Annotated in this window: 19 protein-coding genes and 1 pseudogene; 15 read left to right on the plus strand and 5 right to left on the minus strand. The window is 35.1% G+C overall.

Annotated features, from left to right (window positions below):
* The first annotated feature begins 547 nt into the window (after positions 1–547).
* Genes TMATH_RS01935 through TMATH_RS01965 form a run of 7 tightly spaced genes read left to right on the plus strand, consistent with a single transcriptional unit; the run spans position 548 to position 9942 of the window.
* Complete coding sequence (locus TMATH_RS01935; RefSeq protein WP_013149771.1) at positions 548–2305, plus strand: ABC transporter substrate-binding protein; 1758 nt, start codon at positions 548–550, stop codon at positions 2303–2305.
* Between the two features lie 17 nt (positions 2306–2322).
* A complete protein-coding gene (locus TMATH_RS01940) occupies positions 2323–3315 on the plus strand; it encodes an ABC transporter permease (protein ID WP_013149772.1) in 993 nt (330 codons plus the stop codon).
* Complete coding sequence (locus TMATH_RS01945; RefSeq protein ID WP_013149773.1) at positions 3312–4154, plus strand: ABC transporter permease; 843 nt, start codon at positions 3312–3314, stop codon at positions 4152–4154. The genes TMATH_RS01940 and TMATH_RS01945 overlap by 4 nt, the downstream gene beginning before the upstream one ends.
* 5 nt (positions 4155–4159) lie before the next feature.
* Positions 4160–5113: an ABC transporter ATP-binding protein gene (locus TMATH_RS01950; RefSeq protein WP_013149774.1), complete on the plus strand. Its 954-nt coding sequence runs from the start codon at positions 4160–4162 to the stop codon at positions 5111–5113.
* Complete coding sequence (locus tag TMATH_RS01955) at positions 5110–6048, plus strand: ABC transporter ATP-binding protein (RefSeq protein ID WP_041591625.1); 939 nt, start codon at positions 5110–5112, stop codon at positions 6046–6048. The genes TMATH_RS01950 and TMATH_RS01955 overlap by 4 nt, the downstream gene beginning before the upstream one ends.
* A gap of 29 nt (positions 6049–6077) precedes the next feature.
* The gene (locus TMATH_RS01960; protein WP_013149776.1) at positions 6078–8549 is read left to right on the plus strand and encodes a beta-mannosidase; all 2472 of its coding nucleotides are present in this window, start codon (positions 6078–6080) and stop codon (positions 8547–8549) included.
* Positions 8550–8598: 49 nt separating this feature from the next.
* Positions 8599–9942, plus strand: coding sequence for a GH1 family beta-glucosidase (locus tag TMATH_RS01965; RefSeq protein ID WP_013149777.1), 1344 nt, complete (start codon positions 8599–8601; stop codon positions 9940–9942).
* Between the two features lie 56 nt (positions 9943–9998).
* On the opposite strand, the gene TMATH_RS01970 is transcribed toward TMATH_RS01965, so the two are convergent.
* From TMATH_RS01970 to TMATH_RS01985, 4 genes are read right to left on the minus strand one after another with little or no spacing between them, the layout of a single operon-like run.
* Complete coding sequence (locus TMATH_RS01970) at positions 9999–10793, minus strand: metal ABC transporter permease (protein ID WP_013149778.1); 795 nt, start codon at positions 10791–10793, stop codon at positions 9999–10001.
* Positions 10786–11550: a metal ABC transporter ATP-binding protein gene (locus tag TMATH_RS01975; RefSeq protein ID WP_013149779.1), complete on the minus strand. Its 765-nt coding sequence runs from the start codon at positions 11548–11550 to the stop codon at positions 10786–10788. The genes TMATH_RS01970 and TMATH_RS01975 overlap by 8 nt, the downstream gene beginning before the upstream one ends.
* A 6-nt stretch (positions 11551–11556) precedes the next feature.
* On the minus strand, positions 11557–12438 hold the full coding sequence (locus TMATH_RS01980) for a metal ABC transporter substrate-binding protein (protein ID WP_013149780.1): 882 nt from the start codon (positions 12436–12438) through the stop codon (positions 11557–11559).
* Positions 12439–12443: 5 nt separating this feature from the next.
* Entirely contained in the window at positions 12444–12872 is a 429-nt protein-coding gene (locus TMATH_RS01985; RefSeq protein WP_013149781.1) for a Fur family transcriptional regulator, read from the minus strand.
* A 322-nt stretch (positions 12873–13194) separates the two neighbouring features.
* On the opposite strand from TMATH_RS01985, the gene TMATH_RS01990 reads away from it, so the two are divergent.
* Positions 13195–13767: a LemA family protein gene (locus TMATH_RS01990; protein WP_013149782.1), complete on the plus strand. Its 573-nt coding sequence runs from the start codon at positions 13195–13197 to the stop codon at positions 13765–13767.
* A gap of 142 nt (positions 13768–13909) precedes the next feature.
* Here TMATH_RS01990 and TMATH_RS01995 read toward each other — a convergent pair whose 3' ends face one another.
* A complete protein-coding gene (locus tag TMATH_RS01995; protein ID WP_013149783.1) occupies positions 13910–14794 on the minus strand; it encodes a selenium metabolism-associated LysR family transcriptional regulator in 885 nt (294 codons plus the stop codon).
* A gap of 324 nt (positions 14795–15118) precedes the next feature.
* Here TMATH_RS01995 and asrA point away from each other — a divergent pair, with 324 nt between their 5' ends.
* From asrA to sufU, 7 genes and pseudogenes are all read left to right on the plus strand, one after another.
* Positions 15119–16162, plus strand: a complete 1044-nt coding sequence (asrA, locus tag TMATH_RS02000; RefSeq protein WP_013149784.1) for an anaerobic sulfite reductase subunit AsrA — start codon at positions 15119–15121, stop codon at positions 16160–16162.
* 31 nt (positions 16163–16193) lie between these two features.
* Positions 16194–16985: an anaerobic sulfite reductase subunit AsrB gene (asrB, locus tag TMATH_RS02005; RefSeq protein WP_013149785.1), complete on the plus strand. Its 792-nt coding sequence runs from the start codon at positions 16194–16196 to the stop codon at positions 16983–16985.
* Between the two features lie 16 nt (positions 16986–17001).
* Positions 17002–18015 carry a sulfite reductase subunit C gene (gene asrC / locus TMATH_RS02010; protein ID WP_013149786.1) on the plus strand — a complete coding sequence of 338 codons (1014 nt, stop codon included), beginning with the start codon at positions 17002–17004 and terminating at the stop codon, positions 18013–18015.
* A 296-nt stretch (positions 18016–18311) separates the two neighbouring features.
* Complete coding sequence (locus TMATH_RS02015) at positions 18312–19073, plus strand: TatD family hydrolase (protein ID WP_013149787.1); 762 nt, start codon at positions 18312–18314, stop codon at positions 19071–19073.
* Positions 19074–19160: 87 nt separating this feature from the next.
* Entirely contained in the window at positions 19161–19487 is a 327-nt protein-coding gene (locus tag TMATH_RS02020) for a DUF2250 domain-containing protein (RefSeq protein WP_013149788.1), read from the plus strand.
* 90 nt (positions 19488–19577) lie between these two features.
* A pseudogene (locus tag TMATH_RS02025) lies at positions 19578–20808 on the plus strand (cysteine desulfurase).
* On the plus strand, positions 20805–21218 hold the full coding sequence (gene sufU, locus TMATH_RS02030) for a Fe-S cluster assembly sulfur transfer protein SufU (protein WP_013149789.1): 414 nt from the start codon (positions 20805–20807) through the stop codon (positions 21216–21218). The pseudogene TMATH_RS02025 and the gene sufU overlap by 4 nt, the downstream one beginning before the upstream one ends.
* Positions 21219–21524 lie beyond the last annotated feature (306 nt).

Genomic DNA, 21524 nt, shown 5'->3' on the forward strand with positions numbered 1-21524 from the left:
TATAAATACTTGTGAACACGTGTTAAGTAATAATAGAAAAAATTATTTTAAAGTCTAAAAGCTTATTACTTTTTTGTTTACGATGATGTTTGCTTTAAGTGATTTAATTAGTTTTACCAGTTTATAGAAAATGGTAGTCGATAGCGCATAAAACAAAAAGTTTCTAAACAAAACAAGATTTAGTTAGGAAAGTAGTTAATAAGTTAGATTAGACACGAATCTGATTGTTCGTGGTTCAGTAAAAAAGATTACGTAAAAATTTTTTAGAGTTAATAATAACGTATTCACTGAAAATTTTATTTGTTTTGAGAAGGTTAGAGTTTTTTGAAGTACTAAATAAAGTGTTGGATAATGATATAGGTGATATATAGAATAGGTAATAAACACGTTTTTTATAAATTTAATAAAAACTAACTTTATGATTGCCTAAAGCAAAAGGGTTAAAAGCCTTTTGTTTTAAAAAATTCAAAGAAAGGGGGAATATGAGGAGTAAAATAAAAATTTTTAAAATAAAGGAAGCAAGAAACCAAAAAGGGGGATTTTTAGGATGAGAAGGCTGTTAAGTCTATTATTAGTGTTAATGCTAATAATGGGTGCGTTAGCAGGCTGTGGACAAAAGAGTCAAGAAACAAGCGATAAATCGAACCAGCAAAATGCAAATACACAGCAAGTTGCACAGGAGACAACATATCAAAGAAACGAAACAGTATACTTTGGAGGTGGATTATGGAGCCCGCCCAGCAACTGGAATCCGCTAACACCATGGAATGCTGTAACAGGTACAGTTGGATTAATCTATGAAACATTATTCAACTATGACCCGCTTAAAAACGAATTCATACCATGGCTAGCAGAGAAAGGTGAATGGACCTCTGATAATACTTATCAAATCACTTTAAGAGACGGGCTCACATGGCAAGATGGAAAACCTTTAACATCAGAGGACGTAAAATTTACCTTTGAAATAGCAAAACAATATTCTGAGATTTATTATAGCCCAATGTGGCAATGGTTGCAATCTATAGAGACACCGGACAACAAAACAGTAATATTTAGGTTCTCAACTGCAAACTATCATGAATGGGCATATAACTTATATCAAATACCTATTATTCCAAAGCATATATGGGCAGACAAATCTAAGGATGATATATTAAATGGCGCAAATGAGAAGGCTATAGGTTCAGGGGCCTATTTGTTTGACACTTACAGCAATGATCGTATGGTTTATAAGAGGAATGACAACTGGTGGGGCATAAAAGCAATGAATATGACCCCAGCACCAAAGAGAATAGTTTATTTAATTGTGCCTAGTAACAACGTTGCGTTGGGAATGTTAATGAAAGGTGAATTAGATTTAAGTAACTTTTTCCTTCCAGGTATAAAGACTTTGAAAGCTAACTACGGTGTAACGACTTTTTATGATAATCCACCATATATGATTCCAGATAATACTGTGTTTATGTTTATCAATACCACTAAGCCTCCGTTAAACAATGTTGAATTAAGAAGAGCAATGGCATATGCAATCAATCCTAAGGTAATAGCAGAAAAAGTATATGAAAATCAGGTAGAGCCAGCAAATCCATTAGGATTTGTGCCAGCTAAATCTTGGCAAGAGTATTATGATCAAAATGTAGTAGATAAATATGGATATACCTATAATCCAGAAAAAGCGAAATCTATTCTGGATGCAGCAGGATTTAAATTAGGAAGTGATGGAGTAAGGACAACACCTGATGGGAAAAAATTTAAGTTAGAAATTAGTGTGCCATATGGTTGGACAGATTGGATGGAAGCAGCCAAAATTGTTGCGGATCAATTAAAGGCAGTAGGTATTGATGCAGAAGCTAAATTCCCAGATTATAGTAAATATTATGAGGATTTAACGAAAGGAACATTTGACTTATCATTTAATAACTTTGGCAGCCAAGTCACGTCAACTCCATGGACTTTGTACAATTGGCTATTTAACAAAGTTCAAGAAAACGGTCCTCAGAATAATGGAAACTTTGGACGCTTTGATGTACCAGGATTACAAGACTTAATAGCAAAATTTAACCAAACAAAGCTAGGAAGTCCAGAAGCCAAGCAAGCAGCTGCACAACTTGAAGAAATTTTCTTAAAGAATATGCCAGCTATACCACTTTGGTACAATGGACTTTGGATGCAAGCATCAAATGCAGCATGGGAGAATTGGCCTACAGAACATGACCCATATGCGTATCCCGTTACTTGGGGCGGCAGATGGCAGACAGGTGGTACAATGATGCTTACCAAGATAAAACCGAAAGCTTCGCAATAATAAATGGGGGTATATAAATGTTACGGTATTTAATAAAGAAGTTGTACATTTATATTTTAACATTCTTTTTTGCAGTAAGTATTGACTGGTTAATCCCCAGGTTCATGCCTGGGGACCCCATTCTTGTGTTAGTATCAAGATTTTCGGGGTTACCAGAATCAGCAAGAGTAATGTATGGATATCTAACTAAAGCGTTCGGGTTAGATTTGCCTTTATGGAAACAATACCTTAACTTTTGGATAGCAGTATTTAAAGGCGACTTAGGAGTTAGCATTTATATGTATCCTAAACCGGTTTTAGATGTTATAGCACAAGCTATACCTTACACATTAGTAGTGTTATTGCCATCAATTGTACTAAGTTGGATAGTGGGAAACTATATAGGAGCAGTAGCAGCAAGACACAGAAGCTTAGATTCTAGAATGTTACCAATTTTTTATATCCTTACATCTATACCATATATGTGGTTAGGAATATTATTAGCATGGGCATTAGGTGTTGTTTTTGGAATTTTTCCTATAGCAGGAGCTTATAGTTTTAGCATGAGACCTAATTGGTCTTGGCAGTTTGTTACTGATTTTTTAAGACATTGGATATTGCCTTTCCTATCATTGTTTATTGTGCAGATTGGTGGATGGGCAATAGGTATGAGAAATTTAATTATATATGAACTTGATGCTAACTATTCTAGATATTTGGAAGCTTTAGGTGCATCGGAAGGGCTTATTAGAAAATATGCTTTTAGAAATGCTATACTTCCTCAGATTACAGGTTTAGCCCTTCAATTAGGTACAATCGTAGCAGGATCTATAGCTACGGAGGTGGTTTTTTCCTATCCAGGGGTAGGTTATTTATTATTGCAGGGAATTTTGAATCAAGATTATTTTTTAGTACAAGGTACTTTCTTGTTTATAATTATAGGTGTATTGCTTGCTAATTTTATAGTAGATATACTGTACATGGTATTTGATCCGAGAATTAGGCTGGGTTATGGAGGAGAAAACTCATGAAAGAATTTACACATTTTGCGCTTAGTAATACCAAATTTAAGATAGGTATAGGCATATTATTGTTTTTCATAGTACTTGCTATAATAGGACCATATATTACTCCATATAAAGATCCACTAGAGTATGTAAGTATGAGTAATCTTCCACCGAATAGAGAAAATTGGTTAGGGACGACTACATTTGGTCAGGATGTTTTTACTCAGTTTGTGTATGGTTTAAGGTCTTCTCTCTTTATAGGATTAATTGGTGGAGGAATTGCTACAATAATGGGCCTTTTTATAGGATTTATTGCAGGGTACAAAGGTGGTTTAGTAGATGACCTTTTAATGATGTTGACCAATATTTTAATAGTTATACCTACATTAGCTTTGCTTATCATTATAGCTGCATATTTGCCATATAGGGGGATAGGTATACAGAGCATAATTATAGGTTTGACTGCATGGCCGTGGACGGCAAGGGCTGTGAGAGCTCAGACTCTTTCTTTAAAGTCAAGAGAATTTGTAAATTTGGCTAAAATAACAGCTCTTAGGCCTTTAAAGATAGTTTTTGAGGAAATTGCGCCAAACATGATGTCATATGTAGTAATGGTATTTATTCTCCAGTTTGCCGGAGCAATACTGGCAGCAGTAGGATTGGATTTTATAGGGCTTGGACCAACAAGAGGCATTTCGTTGGGCTTGATGATGCAGTATTCAGTTTTGTGGAATGCTATTCAATTGGGTATATGGTGGTGGTTTATTCCTCCAGGGTTGGCAATCACAATGATAGTTAGTTCTTTATATTTACTCAATATAGGGCTTGACGAAATATTCAATCCAAGGTTGAGAGAGGAGTGAACAACTTGATACAAATAGAAAAATTAAAGATTTATTACAGGACGTTGCATGGAGATGCTAAAGCATTAGATGATGTAAGCTTTACAATAAATGATAAGGAAATTGTAGGTATAGCCGGAGAATCGGGATGTGGAAAGTCAACCTTGGGAAATTCACTCATACTTTTAAAACCACCAATGAAATATGTAGGTGGAGAAGTAAAGATTAATGGAGATAGATTGCCAATAGACAATACAAAAGAAATGAGAAAGTATCGTTACAAGACAGTTTCACTTATTCCTCAGTATGCTATGGATGCTCTAAATCCAACCCGTAAAATAGGGGGAATAATAAAAGATTTAATAGGACAGCACAGAATAAAATATGAAGAAATAGAAGGAAGGCTTTATGAACGCTTAAACATGGTAAAACTTTCAAAAGAAGTTTTAAATATGTATCCTTTTGAGCTATCGGGAGGGATGAAGCAAAGGGTGGTTTTGGTAATATCTACCTTGCTAAATCCAGACCTTTTGATAGCGGATGAAGTCACGTCAGCACTTGATGTATCCTCTCAAAAAGCAGTATCCCTTATGTTTAAAGATTTTAGAGATAAAGGTATAGTTAATTCAATAATATTTATAACTCACGATATAGCAGTATTGCACCAGATAGCTGATAAGATAGTAATTATGTACGCCGGAAAAGTGGCTGAAATTGGTAATACAGAGGAAATAATTAAGGAGCCTTTACATCCATATACAAAAGCTTTGATTAAATCGTTGCCCAATGCAGGTATAAGACACACCAAAGAAAAATTAGAAGGCATACCCGGTCATCCGCCAAATTTAATTAATCCCCCTGAAGGATGCCGGTTTAAAGATAGATGTCCCCTTGCAGATGAAAGTTGTGTAGAGGAGCCGCCACTTCAAGAAATCAAAGAAGGCCGCTTCGTGGCTTGTTGGAAGGTGAAAGACTTATGATTAAGGCAAAAAATCTTACAAAGATTTTTAATTCAGGATTTTTGTTTACTAAAAATGTAGTAGCGGCAGTAGATGATGTGAATTTTGAAATAGGCAAGGGAGAAATTTTAGCCTTAGTAGGGGAAAGTGGCAGTGGAAAGTCTACGATTGGTAAAATGATGTTAAAATTGTTAAAACCAAGTGGTGGTCAAATTTTACTTGATGATAAGGATATTTGGAACCTATCAAACAACAAAGAATTTTACTCACGAGTACAGGGAATTTTTCAAGACCCTTTTTCCTCTTTTAACCCAATATTTAAAGTAAATAGAGTATTTAAATTAGTAAGACAATCCTTTAAAAAAGAAGTGCCTGCATCAGAATGGAATGACAGAGTAGAAAATGTATTAAAGAAAGTGGGACTGAACGCTGGAGAAGTGTTAAACAAGTATATTCATCAATTGAGTGGAGGACAGCTTCAAAGATTATTAATAGCAAGAGCTTTACTTATGGATGTAGAGGTATTAGTAGCAGACGAAATTACCAGTATGTTGGATGCTTCAACTCGTGTAGATGTTTTAGAAGCATTGCTTAGTTTAAAAGAAATAGGAGCTGCTATAATGTTTATTACCCATGACCTTTCACAGGCGTATTATATAAGCGATAAGATAGTGGTTTTGTATAGAGGCTCAGTTGTAGAGATGGGCTCAATAGAAAAAGTATTTTCTAATCCCAGACATCCTTATACACAGATGCTATTAGACGCAATACCACAGTTAGATAGCAAATGGGAAACTGACAGAATTGACATTGAAGATTCTGATAAAACTCATGCTACATGGAAAGAGGGACTATGTAAGTATATAGATAGATGCCCTATAACAGATACAAGTTGCGTTAAGCCCATTCTTAAATTGATAGAGGAAGACCATTATGTTGCTTGTGCGAAGTTGTGAATTAAATAGGAATAAAGGGTGATTTAATTATGGAAAAACGTATTTCATTAAATGGAACATGGCATTTTAAAGAAGCATATTCTAGCGAGTGGTATGAAGGAGAAGTTCCAGGATGTGTCCAGCTAGATTTAATGAGACTTGGGGAAATAGATGATCCCTATTATCGAATGAATGAGGTAAAATTTCACAAATTAGAAGAGAAAGAATGGGTTTATAGAAAAGAATTTGACTTTGATGAAAAAGATAAAGATGAATTTGATGCAATAAAGCTAATTTTTGAGGGAATAGATACTTTTGCTGATATATATTTAAATGATATGCACTTGGGGAAAGCACAAAATATGTTTATGCTATATGAATTTGATGTTAAGAACATTATAAAGCATGGAAAAAACGTATTAGAAGTGCACTTTGATTCCATAACAAAAACTATAAAAGCTATGGAACAAACAAGTCCTGTAAATCTTGCCTGGTCAGGAGAAAGGGGGAGACCTTATGTAAGAAAGGCCCAATACTCTTTTGGCTGGGATTGGGGACCAAGGATAGTTCAAGTTGGTTTATGGAGAGGCGTATACTTGTCTTTAGTAAAATATGCAGAAATTAAAAATCCATATTTCTATACAGAAAAAATTGAACAAAACAAAGCTTATGTAGTATTAAGTGCAGAGATAGAAAAGTATATAAAGAAAGATCTTGAAGCTGAAATAGAGATAATACATAATGACACTTCATATGGGAAAAAGCGAGAAAAAGTTCAAAAGAACAAAATAAAAACCACAATGCTTATAAAAAATCCTAAATTGTGGTATCCAAATGGAATTGGAGAACAGCCACTTTATGATATAAGAATAAGACTTTTAGCGGGTGAAGAAATAATAGATGAGAGAAACTTTAGAAGTGGAATAAGAACTGTGAAGTTGATAAGAGAAAAGGATGAGGAAGGAGAAACTTTTATCTTTGAAATTAATGGAATAAAAGTTTTTGCAAAGGGAGCCAATTGGATACCAGCTGACAACCTATTACCCAGATTAACCAAGGAAGATTATTATGAATATATAAGACTTGCAAAAGATGCAAATATGAACATGTTAAGAATATGGGGAGGAGGGATATATGAAGATCCAGCATTTTATGATGCCTGTGATGAAATGGGCATAATGGTATGGCAGGATTTTATGTATGCCTGTGCTCAATACCCTGACCAATTTGAATGGTTTCAAGAATTGGCAAAAGAAGAAGCAGAAAAAGTCATATTAACTCTTAGAAATCATCCTTCAATTGTGTTGTGGTGTGGGAACAATGAAAACAATTGGGGATTTCATTCCTGGTGGAATAATAAAGATCCAAAATATTTGGGCAATTACATTTATAAAGAAATATTGCCTAAAGTGTGTGCCAGATTAGATCCATCGAGGCCTTATTGGGTATCAAGTCCTTATGGAGGAGAAGATCCAAATAGTGAATCAGAAGGAGATAGACATCAATGGAATGTATGGAGCGGATGGGTAGATTATGAAGAGTATACAAGAGATAGAGGAAGATTTTTAAGCGAATTTGGATTCCAATCAATGCCAGATTGGAAAACAGTGCTCTCCTATACAGCTCCTGAAGATAGAACAATACTGAGTCCAGTTGTGATTTCTCACAACAAAATGGTAGAAGGAATGGAAAGATTAATAAGATTTATGGTAGGACACTTAGGATTTCCTAAAGACCTTAAAAGCTTTGTTTACTTAAGTCAATTTAACCAAGCAGAGGCTATAAAGACAGGGGTAGAACATTGGAGGTCAAGAAAATTTAAGACAGGAGGGACACTGTACTGGCAGTTTAACGACTGTTGGCCTGTAGCAAGCTGGTCTTGTATTGATTATTACAAGAGGAAAAAAGCATTGTATCACTATTCAAAGAAATTTTATGCAGAGATTTTACCATATATAAAAAAAGAAGATGGGGGTATCACAATTTATGGAATAAGTGATTTAACTTGTGATGAAGAAGTAGATGTAGCTATAAAAGTTTTTAAACTAAACGGTGAAAAAATTGCAGAGAAACATTTAAAAACGAAATTAATAGCAAATGACGTTACAAAAATAGCTCATTACCAAATTGAGGAATTAAATATTGGATATCGTGCAAAGGAGATGCCCATAGCGATACCTGGCTGTACATTACCAATAGAGGAAAATGGAGAATTATTAAACAGCGTAATATATTTAGAAATAATCGCTAATAGGAAGACTTATGAGAATTATAAAGTATTTGATAGGTTTAGAAACTTGAACCTATTACAGCCAAGGATTTCTTATGAAATAGCGGAGAAAAAAATAGTTTTAGAAACAGATATTCCAGCATTTGGAGTTTTTATAGAGACTGATAATGATGTAGAGTTATCGGACAATTGTTTGAATATGATGCCAAACAAAAAATATGAAATAAAATGTTCACAAAATCCAGAGAATGTAAAGGTATTTGACATTACTCAATTAATAGCGAATATTTGAAGTAAATAAAATCCTTCACCAATTACCATTAGAGATAGGAGTGATAATATTGATAAAATTTCCAAAAGACTTTGTTTGGGGTGTAGCTACATCATCGTACCAAATTGAAGGAGCTGTGAATGAAGATGGAAGAACTCCTTCTATATGGGACACATTTTCAAAAACAGAAGGAAAAACATATCAAGGTCATACAGGAGATGTAGCTTGTGACCATTATCACCGTTATAAAGAAGATGTAGAGATAATGAAAGAAATAGGAGTAAAAGCTTATAGATTTTCCATTGCGTGGCCAAGAATTTTTCCAGAAGAAGGAAAATACAATTCAAAAGGGATAGACTTTTACAAGAGATTAGTAGACGAATTACTAAAGAAGGATATAATGCCAGTTGTAACAATTTACCATTGGGATTTACCCCAATGGGCGTACGAGAAAGGAGGGGGTTGGCTAAATAGGGACAGTGTAAAATGGTTTGCAGAATATGCAACAAAGCTATATGAAGAATTAGGGGATGTAATACCCTTATGGATAACCCATAACGAACCGTGGTGTGCATCAATATTAAGCTATGGGATAGGAGAACATGCGCCAGGACACAAAGATTACAGAGAAGCACTAATAGCAGCTCATCATATACTACTTTCCCATGGAGAAGCAGTAAAAGCCTTTAGAGAGATGAATATAAAAGGGAGTAAGGTTGGTATAACACTAAACTTAACCCCTGTATATCCTGCCAGCGAAAAAGAAGAAGACAAATTAGCAGCCCAATATGCTGACGGATTTTCTAACAGATGGTTTTTAGATCCAATATTCAAGGGCAATTATCCACAAGATATGATGGAATTATATAGTAAAATAATAGGAGAATTTGACTTTATAAAAGAAGGGGATTTAGAGACTATAAGTGTTCCGATAGATTTTCTTGGAGTCAATTATTATACAAGGAGTATTGTAAAATATGATGAAGAATCCATGTTAAAGGCAGAGAATGTGCCGGGTCCAGGAAAGAGGACAGAGATGGGATGGGAGATAAGCCCAGAGTCTTTGTATGACCTTTTAAAGAGATTAGATAGAGAATATACAAAACTGCCCATATATATAACAGAAAATGGAGCAGCATTTAAAGATGAAGTAACAGAGGATGGACGAGTACACGACGATGAAAGGATAGAATACATAAAAGAGCATTTAAAAGCGGCAGCAAAATTTATAGAAGAGGGAGGCAATTTAAAAGGATATTTTGTATGGTCGCTGATGGATAATTTTGAATGGGCCCATGGATATTCTAAAAGGTTTGGGATAGTTTATGTGGATTACAAAACACAAAAAAGGATATTAAAAGACAGTGCATTATGGTATAAAGGGGTAATACAGAGAAGTGTTATTGAAGAATAACAGTTAATGAAACAGGCTGTTAACAGAAAGTCTGTGTTAACAGCCTGTTTTAAGTTTTATCTTTTTTTCAAGGAGACAAGTCCCATTATTAAAAGCGAGACGAGAACTATACTTCCACCGGGGGATAAGTTTAAGTAAAAGGATATAGCTATTCCCGAAAATACAGATATAAAGGAAAAGAGTATTGCATAAAATATTGTCTGCTTAAAGTTTTGTGCGATTCTTAAACTTGCGGCAGCCGGTATTACCATTAGTGAAGATACTAAGAGTGCACCTACAATTCTCATGGCGAGGGCAACAGTTAAAGCTACTAGTATTGTAAAGAAGAAATTGATATAGCCTACGGGTATCCCTGAAATTTTTGCAGCTTCTTCATCGAAGGTGATGTACAATAATTCTTTGTACAGCAAAACGATTGAAGCCACTACAATGATACCGAGAGTTAAAATCAAAAAAACCTCAGTGTTTGTTACAGACACAATACTTCCAAACAGATAATTCATTATGTTGGCTGCGCCGCCACGAGATAAGCTTAAAAGAATTATGGCAATTGACATTCCTGCAGACATTACTATGGCTATTGATATTTCTGAATACCTGAGATATGTCTTCCTCAGTCTTTCTATTCCAAAAGAAGCTAAAAGCACTACAATTATGGAACCTAATGTAGGATTTATTCCAAGTAAAATACCTGCTGCCACTCCTGCTAAAGCAACGTGAGAAAGGGTGTCTCCTATTTGTGAGAGCCGTCTTAGGACAAGAAAACTACCTGTTAAAGGTGCAATTATTGAAATAATGCTTCCAGCTATAAATGCCCTTCTCATAAATTCATATGAAAAAATATCAATCATTGTTAACACTCCCGTTGTGATGATGTTTAGTAATTTTTACTGGATAGCCATATAATTCAGCCAAATCTCCTTCATCGAGGTCGACGGCTTCACATTTTTCATTTATTTTACCTTCACTCATGCATATTATCCGTGATACTTTATCAGTAATTGCCCAAACGTCATGAGTTACCATTACTATAGTTATACCTTTTTCTTTGTTTAATTTTTCAAGGATAGCGTATAAAGCCTTTTCAGACTTTGCATCAATTCCTGTTGTAGGCTCGTCCAAAAAAAGTATTTCTGGTTTTACAACTAAAGAGCGAGCTATGAATACCCTTTGTAGTTGTCCTCCCGATAGTTTTCCTATTAAACTGTGCTTATAATCGAGCATGTCTACAATTCTTAAAGCTTCATATACTTCTTCCCAATCTTTTTTAGAAAGTTTTTTAAATATTCCTTTCTTTGCATACAATCCCATTGAAACTACTTCTTCTACACTGGCAGGAAAAGAGGCATTAAAGGAATAAGACTTTTGGGGTACATAACTTATAAAAGACCTATTTTTTATATTTGTAAGTTTTACTCCGTCGTACAAAACTTCACCAGAGGTGGGAATAAGGTTTCCTACCATAATGTTGACTAAAGTGCTTTTTCCGGACCCGTTGGGCCCGATGATTGCAACAAATTCTCCTTTATTTATTTTTAAAGAGACATTATTTAATACTTTTTTGGTATCATAAGCAAAACTGACATTTTTAAGTTCAACAAAGTTCATTTTCATCTACTCCAATGCTTTTTTTAAATTTTCAAGGTTTTGTTTCATTAAAGAGATATAATCTTCTTTTTTCTTTATATCTTCTTTAGTAAGCCCTTCGATTGTGCTAAGAGGTAAAACTTGTGCTCCAGTTTCTTTTGCAATAGTTTGTATAGGTTTTGGAGATGCTAAAGGTTCTGTGAAAATGTATTTTATATTTTCATTTTTTATAAGATTTATAATCTCTGTCATCCTTGCAGGACTTACTTCTGCCTCTTCATTCATTCCCACAAGTGCTTCTTGTTTTAGCCCATAGTCTCTTGCTAAGTAATCAAAAGCGCTGTGGTACACGATAAAGATTTTATGCTTTGTCTGGGAAAGAGCGTCAGTGTACTCTTTATCAAGAGCTTCTAATGTAGTTTTTAGATTTTGATAATTTTTCTCAAAATAGTCTTTGTAAGCAGGGAAACTTTTTTGCAATGCTTCATTTATGTTTTTGGTCATTATCAAGCTTTCTTTTGGAGAAAGCCATATGTGAGGATTTGTTATACTGCCTTCAACAATTGGAGTTACGCCTTTTGATACCTCATAAAAGGCTACATTTGGGGCGTTGGCTTTTATTTTGTCAATCCAAGAGTCCATTCCCAAGCCTAAGTAAAGGATAGTCTTTGCCTTTGTCATAGAAGCCACGTCTTTTGTGGTAGGTTCCCAATCGTGAGGTTCGACTCCTGGCGGTATTATAGTTTTTACTGTTATTTTGTCACCGCCAATTTTTGAGGCAAGGTCATAGATTGGGTAAAAAGATGCGTATATTACAGGCTTTGAAGATTCTTCTGTTTTTGTACTACAAGAGGTTATACCTACAATTACAGCTATTATAAGCAGTATGGCCATTAAAAATTTTTTCATAAATTTTACCTCCTAAAGTGAGTTTTATCAGCCCTGCAGTTTTTGCAATAACCGACAATTTCTATTTTGTGGTCTACAATTTCAAAGTCTTTTATTTGGTTTATCCAAAGCTCGAGAGGGCATATATCCAGTTCAAAGATTTGGCCGCAGTTTAAACATTTCATAGTATGATTGTGTATTTCTTTTCGCATTACATACATAATATTATTGCCAATTGTCGTTTCATTTAAAATATTTATATCTTTCAAAAGGCTCAAATTACGATAAACTGTATCAATACTTACTTGAGGAAAGACTTCTTTTACCTTTTCATAGATTTCTCTCACAGAAAGATAGCCCTGCTGATTTAACATGATATCCAGTATTAACTCCCTTTGAGGAGTTAATTTGTAGTTGTGCTCTTTTAATTTTTTTACTGCCTCTTGCTTTCGCATTTTAATCACAACCTTTTATTAAATAAGAATTTTTTCTTAATTAAGATAATATTACAATTTAGCAAAAAAGTCAATAGGAAATTTAGATAAATTTAAGCGAAATGTTAATTTTTACATATATTATTGAAATTTCAGAAAATGTTTTCTGAAGAAGTTACCTATTTAATGATTTCAACCTTAATCACTTCAGGGCATTGTGCGACTTGACATTAAGATGCAAATTCGTGAGATTGAAAAACAAATTTAAATTACTTTGTTTGAATAAATCGTGTATAATAGTAATGTAATAAAAATTTATAAAAATAGTGAGAGGGGAATGACAGTGAAAAATCCGTTAATTATTACATTGATTGTTTTAGCTGTAATAGCTGTATTAGTATTTGGGACAATTTATGGGATTTATAACCAGTTAGTGGCGTTGGATGAAAATGTCAATAGTAAATGGAGTCAGATTGATAATCAGCTTCAGAGAAGGGCAGATTTGATTCCTAATTTAGTAGAAACTGTTAAAGGATATGCAGCACATGAGAAAGAAATTTTTGATAGTGTAAATAAAGCAAGAGAAAAACTTTTAAGTGCTAATACTGTTGCTGAAAAAGCGGCTTCAAATGATGAGCTAAATACAGCGTTGGGAAGGCTTCTTGCTATTGCAGAAAATTATCCAAATTTAAAAGCAGATGCAAACTTCAGGCAGTTAAGCGACGAACTAGCAGGAACTGAAAACAGAATTGCTGTTGCGAGAATGGACTATAACAATGCTGTACAGGCTTATAACACCAAAATAAGGTCTTTTCCTGCTTCTATCATTGCTAATATGTTTGGCTTTAAAGAGAGAGAATATTTTAAAGCAGATGAAGCAGCAAAAACTGTGCCTAAAGTAGATTTTTCCAAGTAAGCATTCAATAAATTAAAATAGCCTTTGCGAAAATGGTTAATGTTTTACTTTGTCTCTGCTTTTTGTGGAGGTCATATTGCTAAAAGGTTGAAGCTGATGGGTACATTTTACTTGCTGTAGCTACAAGTTGCACTTCGCAGCGCTACCTTATGCTGCAATTATAAAGGTGTTTTATAAACTCTTCGAACAGATTCGACTTGAACTTATCTTTATGATAAATGATGCTAAACTTCCTTTTAAACCTTATATTTTCAATGTCAACTTTTAGGAGCCTACCGCCTCTTATTTCCTTTTTTACAGCCAGCCTGGATATGACTGAAACGCCTATATTGGCTTCAACGGCCTTTTTTATGGCCTCCGTATTATTAAGAACGTATTTTATTCTGTACTTCACGTTATTTCTCGCCATGGCCTCCTCAAAGACCTCCCTCGTTCCACTTCCCTTTTCTCGCATGATTATATCCTCATTTTCAATCTCTGCGGGACTGATGTTTTTTTTCTTTGCCCACCTGTGGCTTTTTGAACATACAAGATATAGCTCATCGTCTATATAGGGTGTTACAACAATGTCCCTTGAATGAACTGGACCTTCGACAATGCCAAGGTCTATGGAATTGTCAAGTATCAGCTTTTCTATCTCTGCTGTATTGCCAATTGTAAAATAGACGTCGATATTGAACTTTTTTCTGAACTCGCCAATTATCTCAGGGAGCAGGTAAATTCCCACCGTTGTACTGGTTCCTACTCTCAGTCTTCCCATTCTCATGTTCCTCACATCATCAAGAGTACTCTCTGCTTCCTTGACAAGATTGAGTATTCGCTTTCCGTAGCTATACAGGATTTCTCCAGCATACGTGAGGCTAAGCTTCCTGCCTATCCTGTCAAAAAGTCTGACCTGGAGTTCTCCCTCCATCTGCGATATGGCCTGGCTGATGGCAGGCTGTGACATATAAAGTTTTTTTGCGGCAGCAGACATGCTCTTTAATTCGCAAACGGTTACGAAAATCTCTATATCCCTGAGGGTCACAACGATCACCTCATATAACCATAGAATTATCATTTTCATAATATCATAATACTTTACTAATGAAAAGATAAAAAACTCGGTGTTCTTAAGCTTTCTAAAGTCTTGTATGCTGTTGACCTTATATAAATTATTATTATCGTTGATATAACTATTTATTATTAGACTAAAATTTTTGTGAGTGTTATACTTATATCAAAGAAAGTTAATTATTTAACATGAAAATATATATTCATTCTTGGTTATGCTTTATTAAGCGTGGAAGGTTAATTATTTAATGAAGATATTATAAAGAATATTAAATGCCATATAAAGAGGAGGAAGAAGATGAGTTATTGTGTAAGCATTAAAAGGATGAATGAAATTTTAAAAGCATTGCAAAAAGAGTATAAGATATATGCTCCTGTGCGCTTTGAAAAACGGGGTCGTTATTCAGACACTGATTTGATTCGATATGCAGAAATTAACTCAATTGAGGATGTAGTCTACGATGAAAAATCAGATTTTTCACCAAAAGAAGTAATATATCCGATTACCCAGGCGCTATTCTACTTTACCGAATATGAATATATGGAAAGCAAGATAGATGACAAAAAGATTCTGATATTTGCACGTCCCTGTGATATAAATGGCTTTAGACGACTTGATACTATCTTTCTCAAAAACGGGGGAACAGAAGATATTTACTACAAGCGTTTACGGGAAAAAGTAAAGTTTATTTTAATGGAATGCAAAGAAGGAGGTTGGGATAGTTGCTTCTGCGTCTCAATGGGTTCCAATAAAACCGACGACTACAGTTTAGCAGTTAGGTTTAGCAATGATAACATATTGGTAGAAATAAAAGACGATGAATTTACCAATTTATTTGCCGATGAAAGAGAAGTAGAATTTACCCCTGAATTTGTTACCTCTAACCCGACAAAAGTTAACATCCCGGAAATTGATAGCCATGAATTATTAGAAAAAATTTACGATCTCGATATGTGGAAAAGTTATAATTCAAGATGTATAAGTTGTGGAGCCTGTACCGCTGTATGCATAACCTGCAGCTGTTTTACCACGTTAGATGTAACATACACTGAGAACGGAAAAGTCGGTGAGAGGAGAAGGGTTCAGGCCAGCTGTATGCACGAAGATTTCACGACAATGGCAGGTGGATTAAGTTTCAGAAAAACTGCGGGAGAGCGGATGAGATTCAGAACTCTGCATAAAATTTATGACTATAAACTTCGTTTTAAAGACGAACACATGTGTGTAGGATGCGGGCGATGTGATGAAAGATGTCCTGAACTAATATCTTTTCCTGCTACAATTAATCGCCTGTATGATGAAGTGGAAAAACTCAAAAAAGCGGAGACAACTAAAGAATAAGTAAACAGCATCAATTGAGGAGGTAAAGTAAATGAGTGAAAATATAATGCGTCCAACTCCCCATAAAATAATCGATATTATACGCGAAACAGGAAATGAATATACTTTCAGGATAGAAACCAATGCAAAGGTAAAACATGGACAATTCTTTCAGGTTTCTTTACCTAAGGTAGGGGAAGCTCCCATATCGGTAAGTGCGATGGGAGATGGCTGGGTAGAGCTCACCATACGGAAAGTGGGAAAGGTCACCAATGAAATATTTAATTTAAAACCCGGTGATAAGATATTTATGCGAGGCCCTTATGGTAATTCATTCCCTGTAGATGATTTTAAGGGTAAGGATCTAGTTGTCATCGCCGGTGGTACTGGGGTTTCTCCTGTCAGAAGCCTTTTGAAGTATTTTTATGAACATCCAGATGAAATACACTCTCTGTATTTCATTGCGGGATTTAAGGACGAAGAGAGTATACTGTTCAAAGAGGATTTAAATAATTTTAGAAGCAGGTTTAACACAATTTATACTCTTGATAAAGATAAGATAGAAGGCTTTGAGGTTGGCTTTGTTACGGAACACATTAAGAAAATACCATTTGACAGCTTTGAAAATTACAATGTAGTAATTGTAGGTCCTCCTGTTATGATGCACTTTGCCGCTTTAGAATGTTTAAAGAACGGAGTAACTGAAGAGAAAATCTGGGTATCCTTTGAAAGGAGAATGTCCTGTGGCGTTGGCAAGTGTGGCCATTGCAAGATAAATGAAACATATGTTTGTCTGGAAGGGCCTGTATTTAATTATGCTAAAGCAAAAAATTTGTTGGATTAATCGGAGGGATAATTACATGAGTTACGATATAGATATAAAAAAGGTTAGAAGAAATTGTTACCGTCAGTCAAAAGTGCGCGGGGAGTTCATGCTCCAGATACGCGTTCCCGGTGGTGTTATAGATGCTAAATATCTGTCATTTTTTCAGCATATTGCGGAAACCTGGGGAAACGGAGAATTTCACCTGGGTGTCAGACAGACAATTTCAATACCAGGGATCAAATATGAATATATAGATGAGGTTAACAAATATATAAGACCATATATCGAAGAAATTGAAGTAAATTTATGCGGCGTTGATATGGTAGTTGATGACAACGGGTATCCGACCATAGGTGCTCGTAATATAATGGCTTGCATAGGCAATCGCCACTGTATAAAAGCCAATATTGACACAACTGACCTTGCCAGAAAGATAGAAAAGATTATATTCCCCAGTGATTATCATATAAAATTAAATATAGCAGGATGTCCAAACGACTGTGCTAAAGCTCACGTTAGTGATATTGGTATAATTGGCATCACAAAAACGGAATACGATTATGAGCGCTGTATAGGGTGTAAAAAGTGTGTAGAAGCGTGTGCTCGTCATGCAACGCGTGTTTTATCTGTAGAAAAAGGAAAAATCGTCAAAGACACCTGCTGCTGCGTCGGCTGTGGCGAATGTGTTCTTGTGTGCCCAACCGGGGCTTGGACCAGGAACCCTAAAAAATTCTACAGGGTATTGATCGGCGGCAGAACAGGAAAGCAAACACCTCGTATGGGAAAAATCTTTTTAAACTGGGTTACAGAAGATGTGGTTTTAGGTGTACTTAAAAACTGGGAAACATTTTCTGCTTATGTTATGAACAACAAACCTGAGTACATTCATGGTGGACACCTTATTGACAGAGTGGGATATAACAAGTTTAAAGAAATGATATTAAAAGATGTCAAACTAAACCCAGAAGCTATGGTAGCTGAAAGAGTATTATGGACAGAAACCGAATACAGGTCTAATTTTAATGTAAAACCCGTAACCCAACGTTAATGTTAAAGGAGAAACAGTAAGGAATATACGCCATACTATTTGTACACAGTTAGATATAAACATAAATAATATCCATCTTTTGAATAATCTAAAGTCTATGGGCTACTACCATTGTAGTATGCCCTTTATTAACACCTTCAGTACTTTTGTAGCTGTTTTTTCGGGACTGAATCTAAAAACGGAAGCGGTTTTATTAAGCAGAGGAGTATCAGTTATGGATGATAAAGCTGATTTATTAAAAAGAAGTTTTTTATAACTTGAAGTGGTTTCTAGAATAAGGCAGGTGAATAAGATTGATGAAGGAAATTGTAGATTCTCATGTACATGTTTCATTACTTCCCTTCGAAGGATGGGAGAGCATGGCATTGGCCGGAGTAAAGAAAATTATTGGCTGTTCCCTATTTTTTGGGGCAAAACATGCAGAAACACTCTTTGATCATTTCCATCAGATGTTAACTCTTTCTATGAGTAATGCTGCTAAAAATGGTATTAAACTTTATGTTACCATTGGCATTCATCCCATGGGAATACCCGACGACTGGTCCAGGGTAATCAATGCTCTTCCATCCTATCTTAAAATGAGTGGTGTCATTGGTCTTGGTGAGATCGGGTTGCATGAGGAAAACAAGCGGGAAGAGGAGGTTTTCCGTGAGCAATTGAAGATTGCTAAGGAATATAAGGTTCCAGTAATTATTCATACTCCGCCACAGAATAGAGTGGAAATTACCGAAAAAATAATTGAGATTGCTACTAATGTAGGAATGGAACCCGGAAAAATGATAATAGACCATGCTAATTTAGATATTATTGACTTAATCGAAGACTTTGGGGCTGTGCCTGGCCTTACAATTCACCAGGAGGGGTTTACTTCTCAACTATTGCTTAATCATCTGGAACGTTTCCAACGTGGTGTACTAAATAGCGATTACAGCAATCTAAAACCTAATGATCCACTGAGCGTACCCAAAACTGTACGGTATCTAGAATTGAACGGAGCTTCCCCGGAACTCATTGCTCGAATTGCTAGATACAATGCTGAAAAAGTTTTTGGTATATAAACGCTCAGTAATATGATTTATTACTAAGTCATAGTATTTAAAAATCAAACTACTTAGTAGTAAATCAATAATGAAGGAGAGAAAAGTATGCCAGTAAACAATGACCAAGAGGAATTTCTTGATTTAACTATCCTTGCCTACCTCAAAAAGCTTGGTCCAGAATATGCAAAATTTCTGGCGAGGCGCTTAGGTTTATCTTTGGAAGAAAGCAGAAAGCGACTTCAAAGTTTGGAAGAGAGAGGGCTAATCAAGCGTGTGGAAAGAAGAATAGTAAAATATTACCACCGACAACGAAAAAGTGTTAAGCATCGCAATCACACATATTATGAGCTCACCAGAGAAGGAGAACTTTTTCTAAGGCAGGCTAGGAAGAAAATTGATATTAATTTGGACATCAAATATCCTAACAGGTGAAATAAATCAAAAGGTGTTAAAATAATCTTAAAATAATCTGGTTTCGCAATAAATAATTTAGAAGGGTCATATATGGAGGAGGATTTTAAAGTGAAATATGTTGATATAGAAAAGATTAAAAAAGACTTTCCCATATTAAATGTTAAACCTCACGGGAAAAAGCTTATTTACCTTGACAATGCTGCCACAACTCAAAAGCCAATTAGCGTTATAAAAGCTATGGATAAATATTATGAAGAGCTAAACGCCAATGTATACAGAAGCCCACACTATTTAAGCGCTCTTTCCACACAGGCTTATGAAGAGGCAAGAGAAAGAGTAAAAAAATTTATTAATGCTAAAAGTGTAGAATCCATAATATTTACGAGAAATACTACAGAATCAATAAACTTTATAGCATATACTTGGGGGATGAAATATATAAACGAAGGAGACGAAATAATACTCACAATAGCCGAACACCACAGCAATATGCTTCCATGGCAAATGGTAGCGGAAGCTAAAAAGGCGAGACTCAAATATGTCTACCTTGATGAAGATTTTAGGTTTTCTATGAAAGATTTCAAAGAAAAAATGTCAGACAAAGTAAAATTAGTTGCTGTGCAGCACATGTCAAATGTTTTGGGTATAATAAATCCTGTAGAGGAGATTACGCATATTGCCCACAAATACGGAGCAAAAGTATTGATAGATGGAGCACAAAGTGTACCTCATATGCCTGTTGACGTACAAAAAATAGATTGTGACTTTTTCGCTTTTTCAGGTTCACAAGATGTTAGGACCTATGGGAATCGGTGTACTTTATATAAAAGAAGATTTACTTTCAGATGTTCCTCTTTTTTTAAGAGGTGGAGAGATGATAGACGAAGTCTTTGAAGACCGTGCAACTTTTGCGCCTCCTCCTCTTAAATTTGAAGCAGGTACACCCAACGTAAAAGGGGCTTGTGTGCTTGTTTCTGCAATAGATTATATAGAAAAAATTGGGCTTTCCAATATATATCATCACGAAAGCGAGCTTTTGGAGTATGGTCTTCAGAAAATGAAAGAATTAGACTTTGTAAAATTGTATGGTCCTAAAGATGCCAAGGAAAGAGGAGGAATAATTTCCTTCAATGTAGAAGGTGTCCATCCTCACGACGTTGCTACAATTCTTGATGAAGAAGGAGTTGCCGTAAGGAGTGGGCACCACTGTTGTCTGCCCTTAATGAGGTACCTTGAGGTGCCGGCAACTGTAAGAGCAAGCTTTTATCTTTACAACGACTTTGACGATATTGACGCACTTGTTGAAGGACTTAAAAAAGTTAGGAAGTGGTTTAAATGAGTGATTTAAATCAGCTTTATTCTGAGGTTATAATGGAACATTACGAAAATTCTCCCCATCAAAAAGAACTGAAAGATGCAACACACAAAGAAAGAGGTTACAATCCCCTTTGCGGCGATAATATTACTCTTTATTTAAAAATGAATGGAGACATTATAGAAGATGCATCTTTTACAGGTCATGGGTGTGCCATAAGCCAGGCTTCAACCTCTATGATGATAGACCTTATAAAGGGAAAAGATAAGAAAGAAGCCTTAAGGCTTGTTCAAGAATTTATAGACATGATACACAAAAAAGATGTAAATTTAGATGAATTAGGTGATGCACAAGTACTGCAGGGTGTGTCTGACTTTCCTGCCCGCGTAAAATGTGCTTTACTGGCATGGAAAACGCTTCAGGAAATTTTGTAAAAAAGAAAAACGCTCCAAAAAAGGACTTTCTTTTATACCCTTCTTCAATGTCATTTTATATGCTTCAGATTCTTCAATTCTCAATATCCTCCTTACCTCTGCAAAAACTCTTTCTATATTTTTTTTCCTGCACACTATGTCTAACATTTGTCTTAAAAGCCATGTCTTTCTTTTTGCTTATTTTTAAAATCAACATCTTCCTATTTGAGGCTTAACGCTTCTCCGGCTAATAATATAACCTAATTTTAGAAAAGCCAACATATTTTAAAAATTTGTATTGATACTTATTATTATCTATGCTAATAT

Origin of the sequence: Thermoanaerobacter mathranii subsp. mathranii str. A3 (assembly GCF_000092965.1) — a bacterium.
Classification (GTDB): Bacteria; Bacillota; Thermoanaerobacteria; order Thermoanaerobacterales; family Thermoanaerobacteraceae; genus Thermoanaerobacter; species Thermoanaerobacter thermocopriae.